This is a genomic window from Tropicibacter naphthalenivorans (assembly GCF_900176475.1).
Taxonomy (GTDB): Bacteria; Pseudomonadota; Alphaproteobacteria; order Rhodobacterales; family Rhodobacteraceae; genus Tropicibacter; species Tropicibacter naphthalenivorans.
This window is the reverse complement of sequence record NZ_FWXX01000002.1, coordinates 225,335-246,929: the sequence shown is the minus strand read 5'-3', so window position 1 is coordinate 246,929 and position 21,595 is coordinate 225,335. Positions and strand designations below refer to the sequence as shown.

General features: G+C 62.4%; 22 protein-coding genes. 8 read left to right on the top strand and 14 right to left on the bottom strand.

The window, feature by feature from the left end:
- Nucleotides 1-54 precede the first annotated feature (54 nt).
- Complete coding sequence (locus B9A11_RS05525; RefSeq protein WP_058246888.1) at nt 55-483, top strand: PaaI family thioesterase; 429 nt, start codon at nt 55-57, stop codon at nt 481-483.
- Here the strand turns inward: B9A11_RS05525 and B9A11_RS05520 are convergent.
- Nucleotides 480-1,274, bottom strand: a complete 795-nt coding sequence (locus B9A11_RS05520) for a crotonase/enoyl-CoA hydratase family protein (protein ID WP_058246889.1) — start codon at nt 1,272-1,274, stop codon at nt 480-482. The genes B9A11_RS05525 and B9A11_RS05520 overlap by 4 nt on opposite strands.
- Nucleotides 1,275-1,372: 98 nt before the next feature.
- Nucleotides 1,373-1,603 (bottom strand): DUF1127 domain-containing protein, encoded by a 231-nt coding sequence (locus B9A11_RS05515; protein ID WP_058246890.1) that lies wholly within the window; start codon nt 1,601-1,603, stop codon nt 1,373-1,375.
- 97 nt (nt 1,604-1,700) lie between these two features.
- Here B9A11_RS05515 and B9A11_RS05510 point away from each other — a divergent pair, with 97 nt between their 5' ends.
- The 3 genes from B9A11_RS05510 (at nt 1,701) to rpsI (ending at nt 4,242) form a co-directional block, all read left to right on the top strand.
- Nucleotides 1,701-3,101, top strand: a complete 1,401-nt coding sequence (locus B9A11_RS05510) for an aminotransferase-like domain-containing protein (protein WP_058246891.1) — start codon at nt 1,701-1,703, stop codon at nt 3,099-3,101.
- 191 nt (nt 3,102-3,292) lie between these two features.
- Complete coding sequence (rplM, locus tag B9A11_RS05505) at nt 3,293-3,751, top strand: 50S ribosomal protein L13 (protein WP_058246892.1); 459 nt, start codon at nt 3,293-3,295, stop codon at nt 3,749-3,751.
- A gap of 2 nt (nt 3,752-3,753) precedes the next feature.
- On the top strand, nt 3,754-4,242 hold the full coding sequence (gene rpsI, locus B9A11_RS05500; protein ID WP_058246893.1) for a 30S ribosomal protein S9: 489 nt from the start codon (nt 3,754-3,756) through the stop codon (nt 4,240-4,242).
- An 82-nt stretch (nt 4,243-4,324) separates the two neighbouring features.
- Here rpsI and B9A11_RS05495 read toward each other — a convergent pair whose 3' ends face one another.
- The 11 genes from B9A11_RS05495 to B9A11_RS05445 form a co-directional block, all read right to left on the bottom strand.
- The gene (locus tag B9A11_RS05495) at nt 4,325-4,942 is read right to left on the bottom strand and encodes a TetR/AcrR family transcriptional regulator (RefSeq protein ID WP_058246894.1); all 618 of its coding nucleotides are present in this window, start codon (nt 4,940-4,942) and stop codon (nt 4,325-4,327) included.
- The gene (gene ppk2 / locus B9A11_RS05490; protein ID WP_058246895.1) at nt 4,943-5,812 is read right to left on the bottom strand and encodes a polyphosphate kinase 2; all 870 of its coding nucleotides are present in this window, start codon (nt 5,810-5,812) and stop codon (nt 4,943-4,945) included.
- A gap of 48 nt (nt 5,813-5,860) precedes the next feature.
- Nucleotides 5,861-6,796 (bottom strand): alpha/beta fold hydrolase, encoded by a 936-nt coding sequence (locus B9A11_RS05485; RefSeq protein WP_058246896.1) that lies wholly within the window; start codon nt 6,794-6,796, stop codon nt 5,861-5,863.
- The gene (gene metA, locus B9A11_RS05480) at nt 6,797-7,720 is read right to left on the bottom strand and encodes a homoserine O-acetyltransferase MetA (RefSeq protein ID WP_058246897.1); all 924 of its coding nucleotides are present in this window, start codon (nt 7,718-7,720) and stop codon (nt 6,797-6,799) included. It lies immediately after the preceding gene.
- A gap of 144 nt (nt 7,721-7,864) precedes the next feature.
- Complete coding sequence (def, locus tag B9A11_RS05475) at nt 7,865-8,377, bottom strand: peptide deformylase (RefSeq protein ID WP_058246898.1); 513 nt, start codon at nt 8,375-8,377, stop codon at nt 7,865-7,867.
- 31 nt (nt 8,378-8,408) lie between these two features.
- On the bottom strand, nt 8,409-9,281 hold the full coding sequence (locus tag B9A11_RS05470; RefSeq protein ID WP_058246899.1) for a hypothetical protein: 873 nt from the start codon (nt 9,279-9,281) through the stop codon (nt 8,409-8,411).
- Between the two features lie 52 nt (nt 9,282-9,333).
- Nucleotides 9,334-10,236, bottom strand: coding sequence for a DMT family transporter (locus tag B9A11_RS05465; protein WP_058246900.1), 903 nt, complete (start codon nt 10,234-10,236; stop codon nt 9,334-9,336).
- 120 nt (nt 10,237-10,356) lie between these two features.
- Nucleotides 10,357-11,613: an outer membrane protein transport protein gene (locus B9A11_RS05460; RefSeq protein WP_058246901.1), complete on the bottom strand. Its 1,257-nt coding sequence runs from the start codon at nt 11,611-11,613 to the stop codon at nt 10,357-10,359.
- A gap of 134 nt (nt 11,614-11,747) precedes the next feature.
- Nucleotides 11,748-12,614, bottom strand: a complete 867-nt coding sequence (locus B9A11_RS05455; protein ID WP_058246902.1) for a DMT family transporter — start codon at nt 12,612-12,614, stop codon at nt 11,748-11,750.
- Between the two features lie 67 nt (nt 12,615-12,681).
- The gene (locus B9A11_RS05450; RefSeq protein ID WP_159452476.1) at nt 12,682-14,541 is read right to left on the bottom strand and encodes a phosphatidylglycerol lysyltransferase domain-containing protein; all 1,860 of its coding nucleotides are present in this window, start codon (nt 14,539-14,541) and stop codon (nt 12,682-12,684) included.
- Nucleotides 14,542-14,768: 227 nt separating this feature from the next.
- Nucleotides 14,769-15,083: a DUF1476 domain-containing protein gene (locus B9A11_RS05445; protein ID WP_058246904.1), complete on the bottom strand. Its 315-nt coding sequence runs from the start codon at nt 15,081-15,083 to the stop codon at nt 14,769-14,771.
- A gap of 232 nt (nt 15,084-15,315) precedes the next feature.
- Here B9A11_RS05445 and purC point away from each other — a divergent pair, with 232 nt between their 5' ends.
- Complete coding sequence (gene purC / locus B9A11_RS05440; RefSeq protein WP_058246905.1) at nt 15,316-16,077, top strand: phosphoribosylaminoimidazolesuccinocarboxamide synthase; 762 nt, start codon at nt 15,316-15,318, stop codon at nt 16,075-16,077.
- A gap of 126 nt (nt 16,078-16,203) precedes the next feature.
- Here purC and B9A11_RS21075 read toward each other — a convergent pair whose 3' ends face one another.
- Nucleotides 16,204-16,599, bottom strand: coding sequence for a hypothetical protein (locus B9A11_RS21075; RefSeq protein WP_143595807.1), 396 nt, complete (start codon nt 16,597-16,599; stop codon nt 16,204-16,206).
- Between the two features lie 246 nt (nt 16,600-16,845).
- Here B9A11_RS21075 and B9A11_RS05435 point away from each other — a divergent pair, with 246 nt between their 5' ends.
- From B9A11_RS05435 to B9A11_RS05425, 3 genes are all read left to right on the top strand, one after another.
- On the top strand, nt 16,846-18,996 hold the full coding sequence (locus tag B9A11_RS05435; RefSeq protein ID WP_058246906.1) for a right-handed parallel beta-helix repeat-containing protein: 2,151 nt from the start codon (nt 16,846-16,848) through the stop codon (nt 18,994-18,996).
- A 157-nt stretch (nt 18,997-19,153) separates the two neighbouring features.
- A complete protein-coding gene (purS, locus tag B9A11_RS05430) occupies nt 19,154-19,384 on the top strand; it encodes a phosphoribosylformylglycinamidine synthase subunit PurS (protein WP_058246907.1) in 231 nt (76 codons plus the stop codon).
- Between the two features lie 103 nt (nt 19,385-19,487).
- Nucleotides 19,488-21,437, top strand: a complete 1,950-nt coding sequence (locus B9A11_RS05425; protein ID WP_058247128.1) for a methyl-accepting chemotaxis protein — start codon at nt 19,488-19,490, stop codon at nt 21,435-21,437.
- The last annotated feature ends 158 nt before the right edge of the window (nt 21,438-21,595 follow it).

The window sequence follows — 21,595 nt, the reverse complement described above, 5'->3', positions numbered from 1 at the left end:
CTTGTCCTCCCCTTTGAGGCAAGCTTAGCTGCCCCGCAAAACGGAGGAAAGCGCGTGGATCTGAAATTTACCAGCCAAGAAATGAGTGCGTATCTGGACGAGGTGTTCCCGCAGGTGCGCGGGATGTTCGGCATTGACGAAATCGCCTTGGGCCAGATCACCATGCGGCTGTTCAACGATGAGCGGCACCTGCGCCCCGGTGGCACCGTGTCCGGCCCCGCGATGTTCGCGCTGGCGGATGTGGCGGCCTATGTGGCGACCATGGCGCATGTGGGGCGCGAGGCGCTGGCCGTGACGACCCATTGCTCCATCGACTTCATGCGCAAGCCCGCCGCCGGGGTCGACCTGATCGCCGAGGCGCGGTTGCTCAAGCTGGGAAAATCGCTGTCGGTGACCGATGTGCTGCTGTTCTCCGAAGGGATGGAGGCGCCGGTCGCCCACGCCTCGTTGACCTATTCGATCCCGCCGGCGCGGCCTGTCTAGGTGAACTCGGGGGTGCGGTTCTGCATCTGCGCCATGACGGCCTCGATCTGGTTGGGTTGTCCCAGCACCTGAGATTGCAGCTCTGCCTCCAGGCGCAACGCCTCGGCGCGGGTGGCGGTCCAGGCGGTGTTGAGCAGCCGTTTGTCACGGCGGATCGCCTCGGGGTTGTTGGCGGCAATGGTGCGCGCCATCTCGCGCGCGGCGGCCAGCGGATCATCGGCAATGCGCGTCACCAGCCCGATCTGCTGCGCCTCATTGGCCTCGACAATGCGCCCGGTAAAGGTCAGCTCTTTGGCGATGTCGGCGCGCACCAGACGTGGTAGCGCGGTGCTGAGCCCCATGTCAGGCACCAGCCCCCATTTGATTTCCATCACCGACAGGCGGGTGTCGGGCGCGGCGATGCGAATATCGGCCCCCAGCGCGATTTGCAGACCCGCGCCAAAGGTCACCCCTTGCAGCGCCGCGATCACCGGCGTGTCCAGCATCTGCCAGATTGTGCAGGGCTTTTGAAAGAAATTCGAATGAGTATGGGCGCAGGGCAGGTCAATCAGACGCCGGAACAGATCGCTGGGGTCCGCCGAGGTGAACAGGCCCGTGTCGATCCCGGCGCAGAAGTGATCGCCTTCGCCGCGCAGGATGATGGCCCGGATGTCGTGGTCGTCGCGCAGGGATTCCCCAATGGTGGCAAGACCTTCGAACACTGACATGTCCACGGCATTGCGCTTGGCGGGACGGTTGATGGTGACCTCGGCCACGTGATTGGCACGGGTGATGGTGACGCTTTCGCTCATATCCTGTCCTTTCCGTACAATTTGAACAGAATACTAACGGATACGCGCGCCACAATTATGACGTTGCGTGGCGCGCGCGGGGATATGTCGATTAATGGTTACTCGGCCCAAAAGGGCCGGTGCGCCTCATCCATTGCTTGCTGGCGGGTCAGGCCAATGTCGTCCAGCAGATGCGGCTCGATGGTTTTCAGCGCGTTTCGTGTCGCTCGACGGGTCGACCATTTGGTCACCGCAACCGCAAAACGCAGGGCAACCTCTGCTGCAACCGGAAGCGGCTGAGACCGATCCAGATAGGCAAGGGCGGGGCGCGGTGCGATAATCGGTGCCATGGTCGTGTTCCTTTCGATTGTATTGACACAATTGGCGTGTGTTGCTAGTGGGTGTTTGGTACAAAGTCGGATGTATCAGGTCTAGGAAAGAATTGTGATGGATACAATTTCTGGGCGATTTGCGCAGATCGAAAAGGGGCCGAAATATCGCGCTTTGGCCCAGGCGATCCGAGAGGCGATTGCCGCCGAAGAGCTGGCTCCGGGCGATAAACTGCCCCCCGTTCGAGAGCTGGGCTGGACCTTGCAAATGACCCCCGGCACCGTCGCCCGTGCCTATGCGATCCTCACCGATGAGGGTGCGTTAAAGGGCGAGGTGGGGCGTGGCACTTTTGTGGCCGAACCCGCCCCGGTGGACAGCGCCCGTGACCTTCGTTGGGCGCAGCACAACCAGCCACAAGATACCGATACTGTTAGCTTTTTCTCGACCAAGCTGCCGGACGCGGGGCAGGTGGCTTTGATCCACGATGCCTATCGGCGCATGGCGGAAAACCCGGTGGGCGCGCTGTTGAACTACCCCTCGGCGCAGGCCTATGAACCGGCGCGCAGGGCGGTCCTGCGGTGGCTGTCCGACACGGCTTTGGGCGTGGTGTCACACGACGATCTGGTGCTGTCGCACGGCGGGCAATCAGGCGTGTCGCTGGTGATGCAGGCGGTGCTGAAAGGCAGCCGTCCGGTGGTCTTGGTCGAAGAGCTGTTCTACCCCGGTTTCCGCCGCGCCGCACAGCTTTTGCGGGCTCAGGTTGTGTCCGTTCCCATGGATTCGCAGGGCGTGATTCCCGAAGCGCTGGAAGAAATCGCTACAAAACACGACGCGCAGCTGTTTTGTACCAGTGCCGAAGTACACAATCCCACCGGTATTTTCACCCCACACGCCCGCCGCCAGCAGATCGCCGACGTGGCCGCGCGGCGCGGCTTTCACATACTCGAGGACGATTGCTATCGCCTAGGGGCGTCCCGCGCCGCCAGTTACCGCGCGCTGCTGCCCGAGCAGGCGTGGTATGTGTCGAGCATCTCCAAGGCGTTGACGCCCGCCTTGCGCATCGGATTTGCCGTGGCCCCTCAGCAACATAGCGCCGCGCTGCGCCGGGTGGCCGAATACGGCTTCTTTGGTCTGGCGCATCCCTTGGCCATTCTGACCCAAGACCTTTTGACCCGCGACGAGACCTATGAGGTCATGGACCGGGTGCGCGCCGAATTGTCTCGATACATTCGCGCCGCCGTGAACGGTCTGGGCGGCTTTGAGCTAAGCTGGAGCGATGAGATCCCGTTCCTGTGGTTGCAACTCCCCGAAGGCTGGCGCGCCGGTGCCTTTGCGCAGGCCGCCGAGGCGCAAGGCGTGCAGGTCCGCGCCGCCGAAGACTTTGCCCTGCGCTCTGGCACGCCGCCGCATGCGGTGCGCATCGGCATCAACGCTCAGATCAGTATGCGAAGCTTTGAGGCGGCGATTGCGCGGCTGCGCGCGCTGCTGGACAATCCGCCAGAGCAAATCGTGGTCTAAGACGCCCCGCACCCCCTTCAGAGCGCGATTTTGTTGGGGTAAAATAATACCTTATTTTTAACCATCTGTTTTTGCTCATTTATTTCAACACTAACGCGCTTGACCCACGGTTTATCCCGTATATAACGCCGCAATCTGATTTCGAGCCGGTCGATCAAGCGCCGGCTCTTCTCAATCGAACGGATAAAACAATGAAAACCTTCTCTGCGACTCCGGCAGACATCGAAAAGAAGTGGATCGTGATCGACGCCGAGGGCGTTGTTCTGGGTCGCCTCGCGTCGATCGTCGCCATGCGTCTGCGCGGCAAGCACAAGCCGTCCTTCACCCCGCACATGGATTGTGGTGACAACGTCATCATCATCAACGCGGAAAAAGTTCAGATGACCGGCAACAAGCGTCAGGAAAACTTTTACTGGCACACCGGCCACCCGGGCGGCATCAAGTCCCGCACCAAGGAACAGATCCTCGAGGGCAAGCACCCCGAGCGCGTCGTTGTTCAGGCCGTCAAGCGTATGCTGCCGGGCAACCGTCTGTCCCGTCAGATCATGACGAACCTTCGCGTTTATGCCGGTGGCGAACACCCGCATGAAGCCCAGAACCCCGAAGTTCTGGACGTGAAATCTATGAACTCCAAGAACACCCGGGTGTAATCATGGCTGATCAGATCAATTCTCTGGAAGAGCTGGGCGCCGCAGCTGGTGTCGCTGAAACCGTTGTCGAAGTGGCCGCCCCGCGCGAGCCGGTTCGTGACGAGCTGGGCCGTTCCTACGCGACCGGCAAGCGTAAAGACGCAGTTGCACGCGTTTGGATCAAGCCGGGCTCCGGCAAGGTCACCGTGAACGGCAAGGACATGGACAAGTACTTTGCCCGTCCGGTTCTGCAACTGATCCTGCGCCAGCCGTTCCAGGTTGCCGGTGTCGAAGGCGAATTCGACGTCATGGCAACCGTCAAGGGCGGTGGCCTGACCGGTCAGGCCGGTGCGGTCAAGCACGGCATCTCCAAGGCTCTGCAGCTGTACAACCCCGAGCTGCGCGCAGCTCTGAAGGCCGCAGGCTTCCTGACCCGCGACAGCCGTGTTGTTGAACGTAAGAAGTTCGGTAAGCGCAAAGCACGCCGCTCCTTCCAGTTCTCCAAGCGCTAATCGCTGGATATATATTACGGAAAAGGCCGCCTGTCTGGGCGGCCTTTTTTGTTGGGGCATTGGTTGGGGGCAAAGGGCGGGGTTATTCGTCCTTGGGCAACAGCCCCAGCCCGCGCAGGTACACCCCGATCCCGGTTTCCAACAGGTCTTCGGGCGGAAAGGGGCTTTGCGTGCCGGGCGAGTTGCGCGCGAACAGCTCGACGACGCCGTGGCTTAGCGCCCAGATATGGGCCGAGAACATGGCCGGCGGCGGGCGCTTTTCCTCGGGGATGTGCTGGCTGAGTTCCGTCGCCGCGCGTTCCAAGACATCGCGGGCACGGCGCGACACGGCGGCCAGCTCGGGCGAGTGGTTCACCGAAATCCCGCTTTCGAACATCGCGATATAGTGGCCGGGGTACTTGCGCGCGAAGGCCAGATAGGCGCGGCCCGTCGCCTCGAACGCCGCGAGGGCTGACGGTTGCCCGCTGTCATAGGCGTATTGCATCACATCGGCAAATATCTCATAGCCCTGCCGCGCGGCCTCGGCGATCAGGTCTTCGCGCCCGGCAAAGTGCCGGTAGACCGCCGCCGGGGTCACACCCGCCTGTTTCGCCGCCTCGGACAGGGTAAAGCCCGTGGGCCCCTTGGCCTCGATCAGCGAAAGCGCCGCATCCACAAGGGCTTGGCGCAGGTTGCCGTGATGATAGCCGCGCTTGGACACTTAACGCTCCCACAGGGCGGGGCCGCCGATGACCGCTGGATCGGGGCTGCCAATCGCCTTGGCGTCCTTTTTGGTGTAATCGAGCGAGCCAAGCACATGGCGGATCGCCTCAAGCCGCGCGCGTTTCTTGTCATCGCTGCGCACGATGGTCCAAGGCGCTTCGTCACTGTGCGAGCGGTCCAGCGTCTCGCGGATGGCATCGCTATAGGCGTCCCAGCGCTTCAGCCCTTCGACGTCGATCCAACTCAGCTTCCACTGTTTCAGCGGGTCGTTCTCGCGCGCGAGGAAACGGCGCAGCTGTTCGGCTTGCCCGACGTTGAGCCAGAACTTGAACAGGTGAATGCCCTCTTCGACCAGCATTTTCTCAAAGTCCGGCACTTGGGCAAAGAAATGTTCGCGCTGGGTGTCGGTGCAAAAGTCAAAGACCTTTTCGACCACCCCCCGGTTGTACCAGGAGCGGTCGTAAAACACGATCTCGCCGCCTGCGGGCAGGTGGTCGATGTAGCGTTGAAAATACCACTGGGTCTGTTCGGTATCCGACGGTTTGGACAAAGCCACCACACGCGCGCCGCGCGGGTTCAGGTTCTGACGAAAGCGCTTGATGGTGCCGCCTTTGCCCGCCGCGTCGCGGCCTTCGAACACGATGGCGATGCGCGCGCCGGTCGCCTTGGCCCAGGCCTGCATTTTGACCAGCTCGATTTGCAGCTTGTCCATGTCCTTTTCGTAGGCTTTGCGTTTCAGCTCTTCGGAATAGGGATAAGCGATGTCGAGGATGTCGTTCTTGTCGGCGCGCACGATGGCGTCATGCACCGCCTTGGGCGCGTCGTCGTTGAAAAAGGCGCTGATGGCACCGTCGAAAGGAAGCGTCATAAGGGGCCTCGGGTTTGAATTCATTGACAATATGGGATGTTAAAGCGGTTAACGCAATCGCGCACGGCGGGCAGCGCGGTGCACCGCCTCGAGTGTCGCACTGGGGCGCGCGTGATGCGGCATATGGCCGACGCCGTGCAGGACGGTCAGGTGCGCGTCGGGGTATTCGCGCGCAAAGGGGGCCGAGTGGATCGGCAGCCCGACGGTGGTGTCCTGATCGCCGTGCAGCAGTTCGATGGGCACGGTGATTTCGTCATAGCGGGGGGCGAGCCGGGTGATTTCGTCCAATAGCTGCGCGCGGTGCAGGGCGTTTTCGCGCAAGGAGTGCCGCCGCAGGGTCAGCGCCGCGCCGATGTGGGCGGCGTAGCCGGGGGGCTCGTCTTGCGGCGTGAACACTTCGGCGATGGCCTTGTCGACGTAAGCATCCGGCACCCAAGCGGCGAGCAGCGGAATGGTCAGCGGGGCCAGCGGGCTGGTGTTCACCCGGTAGAGCATCGGCGGCGGGCCGGTCCAAGGGCAACTGGGCGCGGCCAGCAGCACCAGCGCCGAAAGGCTATCGGGGTGATGCACCGCCCAAGCCAAGGCCACCGCGCCGCCGTAGGACTGGCCGAGGACGATGGGTTTCTCGACGCCAAGCGCCCCTGTGGCTTTGGCAAGCAAATCGGCTTGCTCTTGCAGCGATGCGCCCCGGTCGTGCAGCCGGTCGGTGTAGCCCAGACCGGGGCGATCAAAGGCGATGACGGTGTAGTCCTGCGCGAGCCGGTCCATCAGGTCAAAGCTGAAGTCACGCAGATTGCCCGACGCGCCGTGGATCAAGACGATGGGCGGGCCGGCCCCGCGTTTCAGGTAATGCACGCGGGTGCCGTCGATGGTCAGGAACGCCCCGGACGGGGGAAAGGCTTTGCGGGCGCGGGCTTCATTGCGCCGCGCGCGCCAGTGAGTCAGCGCGGCGAACACGGCCAAGGCCAGAGCGCCCCAGATCATTCAGCTGCCGATCTTGGACAGGTCGAACTGCGTGGTCTGGTAAATTTGGTTAATCCAGTTGCCATAAAGCAGATGCGCATGGCTGCGCCACCGGTTCTGCGGCGGCTGGCTGGGGTCGTCGTCCGGATAGTAATTCGCGGGTACATTGATTGGCTTACCGGCGGCGACATCGCGGTCATACTCTTCCTTGAGCGTGCCCTTGTCATACTCAAAATGGTTAAAGACATAGAGCGCGCGATGGCCCGGATCTTCGACCAGACAGGGGCCGGTTTCGTCGGAATCGATCAGGATGTTCAGCCCGCCGCCTGCATTGATTTCCTCGCGGCGCAGTTCCGTCCAGCGCGAGACCGGCACGACGATATCGTCCGAGAACCCGCGCAGATAGGGCGAGGCCGCATCCAGCACCGTGTGACGCACCGCGCCAAAGGCTTTGTGGTCCAGCAGGTGCTTGGGCACGCCGTGGAAATAGTTGATCATCGCCATGCCGCCCCAGCACACGCCAAGGGTGGAATGCACATGGGTCTGTGTCCAGTCGAAAATCTGGCACAGCTCGTCCCAATAGGTGACGTCCTCAAACGGTAGATGTTCGATCGGCGCGCCTGTGATGATCAGGCCGTCGAACTTTTCCCCCGTTTCGGCCACCTCGGAGAAGGGGCGGTAGAAGGTCTCCATGTGTTCGGCGGCGGTGTTCTTGGTCTGATGCTCGGACATGCGGATCAGCGAAAACTCGATCTGCAAGGGCGTCGACCCGATCAGCCGCGCGAACTGGTTCTCGGTCTGGATTTTCTTGGGCATCAGGTTCAGCAGGCCGATGCGCAAGGGGCGGATGTCCTGACGGTCGGCGGCCTCTTCTGCCATGACCATGACGCCTTCGCGCGTGAGCACGTCAAAGGCAGGCAGGTCGGAAGGCAGTTTGATCGGCATCGTCGTGATCCTCGTTATGCGAGGCACACAGATAGGGGAGTTGCCCTGCGGTGACAAGTTCCCTTGCAGCGCAAAAGGCAAGCGAGAGGTGATCCAAAGGAGTGCTTCCGCACGCTTTTATTCAGATGGCCGAGAGGTGACGTGTCACTCTTGCGGCGGGATGGGCTTGGCAAAGTAGCCCGCCGCGCGCGACCGGCGCAGGCGTGCCACGCGGTCAAAGAACAGGATGCCATCGGTGTGGTCGATTTCGTGCTGAAGCGCCACGGCGAGCGGGCCATGGGCGATCAGCGTGTCGTCTTCGCCGGTCAGATGGGTAAAGGCGACCTCGATATGGGTGTAGCGCGGCACTTCGAGCTCGTGATCGGGCAGGGACAGGCAGCCCTCTTCGCGGGTTTCCATGGTGTCCGAGCGGGCGATGATCCGCGGGTTGGCCAGCGCCATGCGGTGCTGTTCGCCCATGGCATCGGGCATATCCACCACGATCAGCCGCAGCGGCACGCCGATCTGCACAGCCGCAAGACCCTGACCGCCCGCCATGTCCATCACTTCGAACATCTCGTCGGCGAGTTCGGCGATGAACCCATCGAAATCGGTCACCGGGTCCGACGGTTCGGACATAAGCGGGTGGTCGATGGGCAGGATAGGGGCGTCAGTCATGGTCGTCTCTTGTCGTCTGAGGGACCACGCCCTAAGCGGATTCGCCCCGGCTCTCAAGAGCCTTGCCAATCACGGCAACAAAGTCGTGTTGATCGCGCACTGTTGCCATATCGGAGGCTTCGACAATGACGCCCCAGCGCTTGGCCATCTCTTCGTAGATCGGCTGGCGGTGGGCCAAAGCCTGCGCATAAGTCCAACGAATAAAGGCGTCGGGGTTCACTTCGGCCTCTGATTGGCCGGTTTCATCCAGATAGCGCGTCCAGGCGGTTTCGAGGAAATCGGGACGGTAGGCCATGGGCTTGGGCGCGCGGTCAAAGCGGCGGATCAACTCTTCGGTGTGCTCGTCAGAGCCGCGAATCCACACCATTTGCGCCACTTGCGACAGGGCGGACAGGATTTCGTCCTTGGGATTCGCCGGGTCCACCCATTCACAAATGCTGCCGCCGGTGTCGCAGACGAAATGCGGATAGCCGTACAGATCCTGCGCGCGGTCGATGAAATAGCTGGTGTCGAGCAGGGCGAGCCGCTCGGCCCGTTCGAATTGCGCCTGGCGGCGGCGATACTCTGCCATCTCCATCCCGCCAAGCTCCGGGTTGCCCGGTTTGCCCAGATAGGTCGACACCGGCGTCAGGTTCTCAAACGAGATGTTCGAGCCGATGTAGATCGAATCGCTCAGCAGCAGATCGCGCAGAAAGGGCACCTGCATGGCGTGGCGCTTGGCGTTGTCGACGATGTATTCGCCCATGTAACGCGTGCCGATGCGGTAATCGACCGAGTAGTGAAACCACTCACCGCTGTCGCGCAGCAGGTCGGACACATAGGTTTTCCCCAGCCCCGACATGGCGAAAATCACGACACGTTTGTTCTGGGCGGCGCGCCAGTCCTGGGCAGAAGAGTAAAGCATCGGCGGTCCTGCGTTAAGGTTTCCCATGCTTTAGGGCGGCGGGGCGTTTTCGTCAAATGGCGCGTTTGCGCAAGAGCCGCCCGTCGATGATCAGCAAGCCCACCGCCAGCAGCGCAAGGCCTAGGTAGGCCGAGGGCAACAGCGCTTCGTCCCGCACATAGGCGCCCAGCACAATAGCGACGGGGGGCGTCATCAAGGTTACCAGCATCAGGTTGCCCGCACCCGCCATGGCCAGCACGCGGTAGTACACGAGGTAGGCAAAACTGGTCGAGATCGCCGAGACATAGATCAGGCCCGCCCAGGTAGAGGCGCTGAGGCTCACGCTCGGGAGGCCTTCGACGGCCAATGTCGGCCCGATCATCAAGACGGCAGAGCAGGTCAGCATCCCGGCGGCGGCCTCTAATGGGGCCAGCCCGCGCAGGGTCGCCCGCGCCCAAGCCCCTGACAACCCGTAACAAAATGTTGCGCCAAGGACAGCGAGTTGCGCGGTAGAGCGGATGTCAAACTCCATCAAGGCGGCAGGGCCGATGGCGGTGATCACCCCGGCAAAACCGATCAACACCCCAAGAGATTTCCGCGCGGTCAACCGCTCATCGGCAAAGACCAGCGCCGCGATGATCACGCCGAAAATCGCCGTGGTGCCGTTGAGGATCGAGGTCAGGCTGGAGGCGATGTATTGCTGCCCCCAAGCCAGCAGCGAAAAGGGCAGGGCGTTGTTCAAGAGACCCATGACCAACAGCGCGCCCCAGATGCGGCCTCCGCGCGGGGCGCGCATCCCCTTGGCCCAGACAATCGGCCAGAGGATCGCGGCGGCCAGCCCCGTGCGCCACAGTACCGTGGTCAGCGGGCCGACCTCGTCCAGCGCCGTCCGCGTCGCCAAAAAGGAACCGCCCCAGATCACGCCCAGCAAGATCAGCTCGGCCCAGGCACGGGTGGAAATGGATGTCTGTGTCATGGCGGGACTTTGCCTTGGCGCGAGGGCGCGTGCGACCCGAAAGCTGCGGTTTTACGCGGGGGAAAAAGAAAAACGCCCAAAGGTTTCCCCTCGGGCGTTTTGGAACCTTATGTCAAAGGCTTAGAAGCTGACGGTGAACGACAGCCCCATGCCGATGGCCGAGTTGCCCTTGAACTTGGTGCCAGAGGCGTCGGTGGCGTCGCCCAGTTTGACGTATTCGATCCCGCCGCGCATCTTCATGTTGCCCTCGGTGACCTGACCGCCGATGCCAAAGGAAATCTTGCCGTCGGTGGGGCTGAGGCGCGAGGCAACCGCGCCGTTGCTGGGTTCATAGGTGACCTGCGCAAAGCCGGACACGGAGTCCGAGAACTTGCGACCAATGCCCAGACGATACGTCCAGGTGTCGTTGTCGATGCCGGTGACCGCGTCGCCGCTGAACGCCTCATAACCGGGGGTGCGGACTTCCCACTTGGACCACTCCGTCCACTTGACCTGACCAAAGACCAAGGTGCCCGCGGCCACGCCGCTTTGGAAATCCAGCGCAACGCTCTGCGGCATTTCGATCTCGGTCTGGGTGGTGGCGTTCAGGCCCGCACCGGCCAGCGCCTCGTTGGTGTCGAACTTATGGGTGATGGCGCTTTCCCACGTCAGGCCGACGCGCAGCGCGATATCGGGGATTTCATACGCCGCGCCAAGCACATAGCCGAACTGCCCGTCGACGTTGCTGTCCGCCGTGTAGGTAAAGGTGCCAAAGGGCGCTGCATTTGCCTGTGCCAGACGGGTCTGTGTGGCCTGCAACTGGGCGGTGACGGTGTCGTATTGCGCGTCGCCCGCACCTTGACCCAGACCAGCCAAGGCCGCTTGGGCGTTTTGCAACTGGGTGACGCCGTCGGTCAACTGGCTCTGGACGGACGGGCGGATCATCTGATCGGGGATCAGGATCTCGGCGCTGGAGCGCACGTAGCGCACGCCGCCGTAGACCGAAATGCGGTCCGCCACCTGATAGCGCAGCATCGCCGCGGTCTGGTTGCTGTCCCACGTGGCGGTCAGGCCGGTGTAGGCGCCTTGGGTGTACAGCGCGTCCGCGCCGTATGCGTCGTTGTTATACAGAGCAAAGGCCAGCTTGTCGGTGAACTGGTTCTTGTACGAAAACCCGTAAGAGGCATAGTTCTCGGCCATGTTCCCGGTCGAGCCGCCGCCCAGCGCCGCGTCATAGGTGCCCGACACCTTGGGGCTGACCAGCGCGGTGGAAAACGTGAGTTGCGTGCCCGGCTGGAATAGAACGCCGTAGTCGATCACGGACCGTTCGATGCCGCCTGCCAGTGCGGTGGTGCTTGTCAATGCCAGCGCAACCGCGCCCAAAGCTGTCTTTTTCATATCCATCCCTCATTCCCGATTGGCGGGAAGTCCCTCGGGAAAACGGTATGAGCGGAAAGCCGCTTGGGTCAATCTTTGACGGGGCGTCAGGTTAACGTCGCGCGACGCTGCGTCACGTTTAAGTCACACTGTTGTCATGTGGTGCGGCGGCGGGTTTCAAACCAGATGTTGGCGTAATTGGCGCCGAAAATGACCGCCGCGCCCACAAACACCCACAGGTCCAGCGCCTCGCGATACAGCAGCATCCCGACGATGGCGATCACCGGCAGGCGGGTAAAGTCGATGGGCATCACCACCGTGGCCGGGGCCAGCGACAGGGCAGTGGTCAGGCAGAAATGCGCCACAAGGCCCGCGCAGGCGATGACGATGACCCAAGGCCAGTTGTCCGCGGTGGGCAGCGCGATATCCCCGTCGATCCCGGCGCAGATCAGGCCAAAGGCGGCCTGCATGACGGTCAGCCAGAACAGGATGCAGGTGATGGATTCGGTCCGGGTCAGGCGGCGGGTGTAGACCGCCGATCCGGCAAAGCCGATCGCCGCGAGGGCCGCCGTCAATTGTCCCCATTCCAACGTGTCCGCCGAGGGGCGCGTCACGATCAGGATACCGACAAAGCCCAGCGCCGCCGCCGCCACGCGGTTGGGCGTCAGCCGCTCGCCCAGGATGACTGCGCCCATGAGCATCACCCAGAACGGCGAGGTAAACTCGATCGCAAAGACCTGCGCCAGCGGGATCACGGTGATCGAGTAGAACCACAGGTTCTGCCCCGAAAAGTGAAACAGGTTGCGGATCAGGTGGGTGCCCATGGACCGCCGCGTGATCTGGCGGCGCGCGCCGGTGATCGAGGCAACCACCAACACGATGACAATCCCGATGAGCGAGCGGAACAGCATGATCTCGAAGGTGTCGAGCGTCAGGCTGACCGCGCGCCCCGCCACCGCCATGGTGGTAAAGGACGCAATGGCGCCAATCATCCAAAGGCAGGCGCGCAAAGTGTCGTTCATCGTCGGGGTCCTGGTCTTGTTGCCGAGGCATCTGCGCAGACCATTCGGTCAAAAGCAAGACCGCGCGTTAGCTTGCCTCGCGCAACTCCGGCGTCTCGACAATGGGGGCGATGGCGTCGTCGATCAGCGCGTCCAGCTCCCATAGGTCCATGGTGGTGCGCTCCAGCGGGGCGGGGTTGAGGATCGCGATGCGGATGTCCAGAGCGGTCAGCGCCAGAGCGGCGGGGTTCGGGGCGCCGATGTACAGCGGACGCCACGCCGGGGCAAAGCTGGACTTGAACCGCGTCAGCCCGGCGCAATCGGCCAGCCGCTTGGGCAGGGTCGGATGGGGCAGGGCGGCGAGCGACACCTCTTTGATATTGGAGGCGCGCGCATCAAGGATCATGGCATGGATCAGCGCGTGCATCACCCCTTGGGGCAGGTCGGGCAGGTGTCGCATCAGGTCAAGGCTCAGCCCCTCGGTCCCCTGCACCGCAGAGATGAAGGCGACCAGTTCGCCATTCAGCCACGCGCCGAACATCGGCTTGTCGCGCAGATACAGTGGGCAGAACCGCCCCATGGTCAGGCCGCGTTCTTGGCCGTGCATGTCCTCCCAGGCGCAGTGGATTTCCATCATCCGTTCCCAATCGGGGTTGGTGATCGGCCCGCAGGTGACACCGGCTGTTTCGGCCTTGCGCAAAAAGCGGCGCAGCTGTCGGCGCTCTGGCCCGTCGAGGGTGAACGCCTGGGCATCCAAGGTGGCCTCGACCGCAAAGGGCACCACGTGCCAGCCCGCGCGCCGCGCCTCTGCGGCGTCCTGAGCGGTCAGCTTGTACAGGCAGGGCAGGCGGTTTTGCTGCCGTGCCTCGCGCTTGAGGGCGGGCAGCAGCGTGGACAGATGGCCGCGCGTTGGCCCCAGGAACAGCGTCAGGCTTTGCGGGCTGCGCAGCAGGCAGGCCTCTGCCCCAGAGGCGGTCAGCGCAAAGCTGTCGTTCTGCGCGGCAATGGGGTGCTCGGCGCGGGCACCGAACAGCGGCGCTTCACGCTCTGACGGGGGCGCGATGCGATCGGGCCGCGCCAAAAAGGCATAGCTGGCCCCCAGGATGCAGGGCAGCGCGTAATAGACCACGCGAAAGGCGATCAGCGCGGCGGCCAGATGCGCGGTGGCCGTCCCCGGCAGCAGCGTCACCAGCGCAAGTTCAAACGGGCCGACACCGCCCGGCGTGCCGCCGATCATCCCCGCGCCCAGCGCAAGCGTAAAGGCGGCGATCAGCGACCACAGCGGCGGCGCAAGCTCTGGCGGCAGCAATAGGTGCAGCGCCAGCCCGGCAAAGATCAGATCGCAGGCCGCCAAAGCCACCAGATGGCCCAGCGCCGGCAGAGATGGCAAGTCAATCCGCTTGCCCATCAAAGACATACGTGGATAGCGCAGCATCAAGGCCGCCAGCGCAAAAGCCCCCACGGGAAAGGCCAGCAGCGCGGCCCAAGGCACCCCGGCCAGCACCGGCACGGCCACCGTCGCCGCCAGCAAGCCCCACGCCACAAAGAAGCACAGCGTCACAAAGGCGGTGATCCGCAGCACCATGGCGTGCCCCAGAACCGGCATCAAACGCCAACGCAGCGCCGCGCCAACAGCCGGGCCGAATCCCGTCGTCTGTCCCACCGCGATGGCGGCGGCGCTGGACAGGCGGGCGTGCCCTTCGGGCAGGCGGGTGCGAAAATGGCGGTGCGCGATCACGTCATATTGCGCAATGGCCCAGAAGCTCAGCCCCGAAGCCACAGCCGCGCCGACCCAGCGCCACATAGGAATGTCGTAAAAGGCCTCGGCCACCAGCCCCCAATCAAGGCTGCGCGCCTTGACATAGAGCAGGGCCACCAAGACGGCCCCCATCGCCAGCGGCAATACGCGCCGCGCCATATCCGGAACCTGTTCAAACGCTGCTTTCAAAGACCCACTCCAACTAACCCAAAGGCGATGTACACTCAGGGCTACTTGCCAGAAGTTAACGGAAGCATTTGAATGTTTAGACTTGTCGCGGTTTTCACCGGGTTATCCCCAGAAAAATCGTCTCAGGCCGGGCGAAGAGAGGGCAGAACAGGCCCGGAACATCTAAAAACCGCAATAAAAAACGCGCCCCCGCAGGGACGCGCCAAATCGCTCGCATTTGAAGGGCTTTACGCCTCTTTCATCAGCTGCTCTTGCGCCACGATCAGCAGCTGGGCCATCTTGCCGCGGATTTCGTCGGCGGTGGCCTTGTCGCCCAGATCGGCGGCAACCTTGCGCACCACGTCCTCGTGGCCGGCTTCTTCGAAATCGGCTTTGACGACTTCGACGGCATAGGCGTTGGCGTCATCGCCGGTCTTGCCAAGCATCTCTGCGGCCCAAAGACCCAGCAGCTTGTTGCAGCGGGCCTGCGCGCGGAATTTCATTTCCTCGTCATGGGCAAACTTGTTTTCGAACGCGTTCTCGCGGTCATCGAAGGTGGTCATCGCTCTCGCTCCCTCGGGAAGATAATATCACCGCTCGGTATGCCCGCCCGCGCGCGCCTTCGCAAGCGCCACTTGACCGCCTGCGGCATTGAAACCGCCTGTTAGCGCTGCTTTTGCCGTGGCGACGGGCTGGAAAGCACGCGCATTTCCTTGCAGCAGCGGCGCGCTTGCCGTAAGGAAGGCCCAACACCGCGCATCTTGCGCGGTTTTCCGGTTTCCGAAAGGTCATAAGATGGCACGGCGCAAGAAAATTTACGAAGGCAAAGCTAAGATCCTGTACGAAGGCCCCGAGCCGGGCACCATCGTGCAATACTTCAAGGACGATGCCACCGCCTTCAACGCCGAGAAGAAGGACGTGATCGAAGGCAAGGGCGTGCTGAACAACCGCCTGTCCGAGTTCTTTATGACCGGGCTGACCTCGGTTGGCGTGCCGACGCACTTCCTCAAGCGGTTGAACATGCGTGAGCAGCTGGTGCGCTCGTGCGAGATCATTCCGCTGGAAATCATCGTGCGCAACTATGCCGCGGGCTCGATGACCAAGCGTCTGGGCGTCGCCGAAGGCACCCAGCTGCCGCGCCCGATCGTGGAATATTGCTACAAGGACGACGCCCTGGGCGACCCACTGGTCACCGAAGAGCACATCGCCGCCTTTGGCTGGGCCAGCCAGCAGGACATGGACGACATCGTCTCGCTCGCGCTGCGCGTCAACGATTTCATGTCCGGTCTGATGTACGGTGTGGGCATCAAGCTGATCGACTTCAAGATCGAGATCGGCCGCGTGTTCGAAGGCGACTTCCAGCGTCTGATCGTCGCCGATGAGATCAGCCCCGACAGCTGCCGCCTGTGGGACATCGAGACCGGCAAGAAGCTGGACAAGGACGTGTTCCGCCAGGACCTTGGCAGCCTGACCGACGCCTATACCGAGGTCGCGACCCGTCTGGGCGTCATGCCCAAGCAGCCGACCCACGACACCAAGCCGACGCTGATCAACTGAGGTTTGCGCCTGGTGTGAATGAATTAAGGGCCCTTCGGGGCCCTTTTTTGTTGTTGGCGTTGTTTTTCGTCATGCAAATCTAACTTTTTCCTTTGAATAGCCTTAAGCCTCCTTGCTTCGTATGAATTAGGGATTTTCACCTAGTGTGGTGCAGCCCAAAGCTGACATCTGTGATTTCAGTGCCTCTAGGCGCTCACGTTCTGAACTGTAAAGCGCTCCGTCACTTACAATCGAGTTGTACGTAGTGATCAGTTTAAGGCAACCTTCCGAAATCGCACTGCTAAACAAGTTGCTTTCAGTGGTTGACTTGCGACTTGAAACGTCAGAGTCGAGTTGCTCCTGTTTCACCCCAAGCCCCGTACTATCTGCTGCGGCAATGCCTGTTAAGGCATTTAGACGCGTCTCGTTAATTGAAATCCTTTTTTCAAAGTCTACGATATATGAAATTCCTGCTCCGGTGACTGCAATGAAAGCTGCAATCAAGCCGGAAAGAACGGTAGTACTCATCCCATTTTCAGCCATTTAGCCCCCCAGTGGTGAAGTTCTTTAAAGTGAAACCCTATGATTGCATTCGTGCAGCTGTGCAAGTCTGCGAATTTTAATTCGCCCTCTGGGATGGGTAGATATCGATCAAACTATTTCGGTGACGATGAGAACGGTTAGCGCGTCGTTTCAGCCCAGCCCACAGGGCAAGGAATTCTTTACTTGGCGGCAGGCCCTGCCGCGCGTAGCCTATCCCCAAAATCATTTGCCAACGGGGACATTGCCATGAGACCGCTTTTATCCGCGCTTGCCGTGCTTGCCTGCACCGCGGCCGCTTTGCCTGCCCACGCCCAACAGGCGCCCGCCGAGTTTGACCCGAGCGACTTTGGCAAGATCGTCATCCAGCCGCGCCAAGCCGCCGGTGGGGCCGGGGGCTTTGTGCTCGAACAGGCCTTTGGCGACTACCAGAACGAGCCGATCATCGAATACGGCGAGAATTCCCCGGCGGTGCGTCTGGGGCGGCCCATCGGGCGGCTCGACATGTTGTTCGACAATGGCAAGACCGGCTTTTGCACCGCCTTCATCGTCGACGACCAGCACATCCTGACCAACCACCACTGCGTGCCGGGCATGGATCGTGACCCGTCCGGCAAGGACAGCGGCGTGCAGGCGGCGCAGCTGGTCATGGGCTTTATCAAGCCGGGCCGCTCCGAAGGGGTCGACCGCTACACCGTCAGCCCGCAGATCGTCGAGACCTCGCGCGAGCTGGATTATTCCGTGCTGCGGGTCTTTGGCAATCCGTCGACCAAATACGGCAAGCTGGAACTGGCGATGGCCGACCCCGAGGATTCCGAGTTCCTGTGGATCATCGGGCACCCGCAGGGGCAGGCCCAGCACATCAGCCGCGAAGGCTGCGCCGCCGCGACTCCTGCGATTTCCGAGGAAGGCAAGCTGGTGCACAGCTGCGATACCCTTGGGGGGAACTCTGGCTCTCCGGTCATTCGGATCAGCGACAAGCGCGTCGTGGGCCTGCACCACGCGGGCGACAGCCGGACGGGCTTTAACATGGCGATCCCGATGACGCGGATCCTGCCGCAGTCGAGCGTGCTCAAGGCCGCCGTGGGGCCAAATCCGACGCCTGCGCCGACGCCCAAACCCGCTCCGACCCCGGTCGTAACCCCCAAACCCGCCGTCAACGCCTGCACCGCCCTGTGGTCAGAGGCCAAGCTGATCGGCTGCGCGGGCTACGAGGCCTACGTTGAGGAATGCGGCAACCACACCTTTGCTTCGATGGCGCGCCGGGTGATCGAGCGCGAATGCGCGATCCCGTCGGTGGCGCCGCGCGCCTCTGACACGCCGCTCTTGACGGTCAAGGCGAATGGCGGCGGCGACTACAGCAGCCTTGCGGACGCGGTCGCCCGCGCCGAGCCCGGCACCCGCATCGAGGTCTACCCCGGCACCTACACCAAGGGGTTGGACATCGACAAACCGGTGGAAATCGTCGGCGTGGGCGACCCGTCGCAGATCATCCTCGCGGTGCCCAACGACAACGCCATCAACTGGACCGCACCGTCGGGGCGCGTCGCGCGCATGACCGTGCGCCAGACCGAGGGCAAGTTCTTTGGCATCCACATCGCGGGCGGGTCGGTCATCATGGAAGACCTTGATGTCACCGCCGCCGAGCTGGCCGTCATCGCCATTCGCGGCAACGAAGGCGCCACCATCCGCCGCTCGACCATCCACGATGGCTCCGAAGGCGGCATCTTTATCTTTGACAACGGCAAGGCGCTGCTGGAGGACAACCTGATCTACGGCAACAAGTTCGCCGGCGTCGAGGTCAAGTCCGGCGGCAACCCGGTGGTGCGCGGCAACACCATGCGCGACGGCAACGGCTCTGGCATCTTTGTGAACGAAGGCGGCTCTGGCCGCTACGAAAACAACACCGTGGTCAACAACCGCCTCGCCGGGATCGAGGTCAAGGCGGCCCATGACGTCTATCTGATCGGCAACGTGGTGCGCAACGGCCAGCAGGGCGGCGTGATGTGGTCCAACGGCGCCACGGGCCGGATGGAAAACAACACCGTCTACAACAACGCCTATGCCGGTCTGGAAATCAAGGCCAACGCCAACCCGGTCGTGTACAACAACGAGTTCCGCGACGGCCAGCAAAGCGCGCTGTACATCCATGAAAATGGCAAGGGCGTGATCGAGAACAACACCATCCACCACAACGCCTTTTACGGCATCTCGGTCAAGGATGGCTCAAACCCGATCGTGCGCGACAACGTGATTTCCGACAATGTCTACGAGGCGATCCGCGTGCGTCTTGGGGCGACGGGCACCTATGAAAACAACGACTTGTCGGGCAATACCGCCGGTGCCTTCCGCATCGAGGCGGACGCCGGGAACCTGATCCGCCGCGGCAATATCGAATAAGCCCTGGCTTTGCGATGTCATGGGGGCGTGCTGCGGATCGGCGGCGCGCCCCTTTTTCGTGGCGTGCGAGGGGGCTTTGGTGCCTTTTGGCTTGCATTTTGTCGCCCGATGGGGTTCCAACCGCGCAAGTTATCAAGCCTTAGGGAAAGGAACCGTCATGAAAGTTCGTGTGCATGTGATGCTCAAGCAGGGCGTTCTGGATCCGCAGGGCGAGGCCGTGCGCCACGCGCTTGGCGCGCTGGGGTTCGAGGGCGTTGGTTCGGTCCGTCAGGGCAAGGTGATCGAGCTGGACCTGGCCGACGGCACCAGCGACGAGACCATCGGTCAGATGTGCGAAAAGCTCCTGGCGAACACGGTCATCGAAAGCTACCGGATCGAACACCTCTAAGGGTCGATCGTTAAAAATCGTCGCATCATCTCGCGGGTCTTAACACAATCGTGGGAAAATGTGGACATGCTGCCGGCAACGATCACTGTTTCCGGGGCGTATGATGCGACGATTGACGTCTTCTATCAAGGCTGCATTGGCAGTCGCTTTTTCCGGCTTGTTGCTGCTGGTTTGCGGCGGGCTTTTCTTTGTGTTCGACATGCAAAGTCGAACCTCGGCCATCGACGCCGCCCAGGCCCGCCAAATGGCGTCCTTGCGCATTTTGGTCGATAAATTCGCGGGCCAGTTCCCGGGAATCGAGATGGAGCTGGACGACGAGGGCCAAGTCGTTGCGGTGCAATGGCCAGAGCTTGTGGTGCCCGAAACGCACGACCTGATCGATTCGGTTGGCCGGATTTCGGGCGAAACGGCGACGCTGTTCGCTTGGGTTCCAGAAGAGGGCGATTTCATCCGCCGCACCACGAACATCGTCAAACCCGACGGCGCGCGCGCGGTCGGCACCTGGCTGGGCAAGCAAAACCCGGTGCACGCCCAAATGCTCGCCGGTGAGACATTCATGGGCGAGGCTGTGATCCTCGGCAAGCCGTACTACACGATCTACGAGCCGATCTTTGACGCGCAGAACAACGTGATCGGGATCTTTTATGTGGGTGTGAACCGCACCGTTGTGGACACGCAAATCGCCGAGCGTCTTAAACTGGGTCTGATTGCCTCGGCGGTGGCGATGGGGCTGGGGATGACGGCGATGTTCTTTGTGCTTGGCCGCACCTTGCGCCCCCTGTCGGAGATCTCTGCGCGTCTTCAGGCCATGGCCGATGGCGATCTGGATAGCGACGTGCCGCACACGGACCGCGTCGATGAACTGGGCGCCACCGCGCGCACTGTGGAAACCTTCCGTGGCAAGCTGGGCGAGGCCCAGAACAAGGACAAAGACGCCGAACAAGCCCGCGCCGAGACGGACCGCGTGGTCGCCGCCTTGCGCAAAGGTCTGTCCAGCGTGGCCGAGCGCAATCTCGCGGTCAGCATTGAGGGCGGTGATTTCCCGCCCGAGTACGAGGCGCTGCGCCGCGACTTTGACGAAGGTGTCGAAAGCCTGGCGAAGGCCTTGGCACAGGCGGATGGCGTGGCAACCGGCGTGCGCTCTGCTGCGGCCGAGATTGGCGCGACGTCTGACGATCTGGCGCGCCGCGTTGAAGAGCAGGCCGGGACGCTGATGCACTCCGCCGAAGCGTTGAACCAGATCACCACCACCAGCCGCGACATCGCCGCCAACGTCGAGCAAGCCGATGAGCTTGCCGGGGCCAGCCGACAGTTGTCCGACGAAAGCGGCGAGGTGGTGCGCCGGGCCATCGACGCGATCAACCGGATCGAAGCGACGTCCGACAAGATCAACCAGATCATTTCGGCCATCGACGACATCGCCTTCCAGACGAACCTCTTGGCGTTGAACGCGGGCGTCGAAGCGGCGCGCGCCGGTGAAGCGGGCAAGGGCTTTGCTGTGGTTGCCTCCGAAGTGCGCAGCCTGGCCCAAACCGCGGCCAACTCGGCCCAGGAGATCAAGACCTTGATCCTGTCGAGCAGCGAAGAAGTCCGCGAAGGCAGCGAACTGGTGCAGCAGACGGGCAAATCCTTGATGGAGGTGCAGACCCAGGTGGGCCGCCTGCGCGATCTGATCACGGAAATTGCCGGGTCCATCCGCAGCCAGACCAAGGGCTTGGGCGAGATCAACGACGGTGTTCAACGTCTCGAAGGCACGACCCAGGAAAACGCGGCTATCGTCGAAGAACTCAATGCTGCCGGCCAAAGCCTGAACATCGAAGCCGAGCGTTTGACCGACACCTTGGGCATCTTTCATCACGGACAGGATATGGACGGCGCGCCCGAACCCGTGGCCCCGCCTGCGTCGTCCCATGCGCCGAAAGACGATTGGACGGTTGAGCCAAGCGCGCCTGCGGCACCTGCGCCCTCTGAGCGCGTCGAAAAGAAGGCGGTCAGCGGTGGTGGCCCGGTGGATGTCCATTCCGCCGATGGCAAAATCTGGGACGAATTCTAAAACAGCCAACCTTGAAACGCCGGTCTGGATCGGCGTTTCAAGCCGTCGCTTTCGGTGTGCAAGGACACCCTGTCTTTGCGCCAAACCTGTGCTAAAAGCCGCCAAAGCGGCGATTCTGCGCCGCGCGCTTTGTGACGTCGGTTTGGCCTTGGACGGGC